Raw genomic sequence first — 1,197 nt, 5'->3', positions numbered from 1 at the left:
CTTAAAAGACTTTCTGATGGGAGGCTGGCGTATTGAAACCAAAACGTATAACAAGGCAATCAAGTGTGACGCATTACACTCGGCGGTTTTGGTACGGAGTTCAGTGTGCTTTGTCGCTTCAGTGGGGCGCACCTTATTGCGGGCGTTATAAAACCTATGGAGAGTTCAGTGGTACAAGTTCGAGAAATGGATATCTCAGATTATCAAGATGTAATCAATCTTTGGACTGAATCAGAAGGTATGACCCTTCGTGATGCAGATTCAAAGGAGAACATTGAAGCGTATTTAAAGCGAAACCAAGGGTTGAGTTTTGTTGCTGTCGACAACAATCAGATTCTTGGGGCAGTTCTAGTTGGTACAGATGGACGAAGAGGGTATTTACAGCACCTCTCAGTATCGTCAGCCCACCGTTCAAAAGGCATAGGGCAACAACTCGTTGATAATGCAATATCGGCGTTGGGGCGTATTGGAATATCGAAAACTCACCTTTTTGTTCACAATACAAATGAAAAGGCACAGTGTTTTTATCAGAAGATGGGTTGGTTTCCTCGTGATGAAGTTCGCATGTTTTCTTACAATTCATCTTCTAACTCAGATGTATAGCTCGGTTTTATAACAAAGCAATCAAGGTGATGCGCTACACTCGGCGGTTTTGGTTCGGAGTTCAGTGTGCTTTGCAGGCTCAGTGGGGCACACCTTATTGCAGGCGTTAGGCATGGGAAAAGCCTGCTTTATGATCTGGCCGTAACCACATCGTTCAAGAACGGGAAATCTTAGGCCATTCGTTCATCGTATGGCTGTCCTTAATGTTCGGAGAAATGCAGGTTGTTCCATTCTTTGCTGTCTCAAACGTTGGCAATAAGCATTCCTAGCTTCCTCGATACATCGCTGTGAAAAGCTTGTCGTCAACTTAAACCATCAGTTTGGTGGTGCAGCCTCGATTAGCATCTCATCAGGGTGTCATGCAATTGTAGCTGGCTTTAAGGTGTTGATAGTTTACATGTCTCGCGAAGATTCGTGTGTGCTGTATCCCATGGTTGGCGCCGGGGCACGCTGAGAGTTCGACGGCCAGGTAGGGAAGCCACAAGTGGAAATGCCTAACAAAGCAATCAAGGTGACCCGTTACACTCGGTGGTTTTGGTCTGGAGTTCGGTGTGCATTGTTGGTTCAGTGTGGGGCACCTTATCGCAGGCGTTA

1 protein-coding gene is annotated in these 1,197 nt (G+C 45.9%); it reads left to right on the top strand.

What is annotated here, in order from left to right:
• Nucleotides 1-168 precede the first annotated feature (168 nt).
• Complete coding sequence (locus EIZ48_RS28295; RefSeq protein WP_160658732.1) at nucleotides 169-603, top strand: GNAT family N-acetyltransferase; 435 nt, start codon at nucleotides 169-171, stop codon at nucleotides 601-603.
• Nucleotides 604-1,197: the final 594 nt, after the last annotated feature.

It is taken from the genome of Photobacterium alginatilyticum (genome assembly GCF_009910675.1).
GTDB classification, from domain to species: domain Bacteria; phylum Pseudomonadota; class Gammaproteobacteria; order Enterobacterales; family Vibrionaceae; genus Photobacterium; species Photobacterium alginatilyticum.
This window is presented reverse-complemented; position numbering and strand designations above follow the sequence as displayed.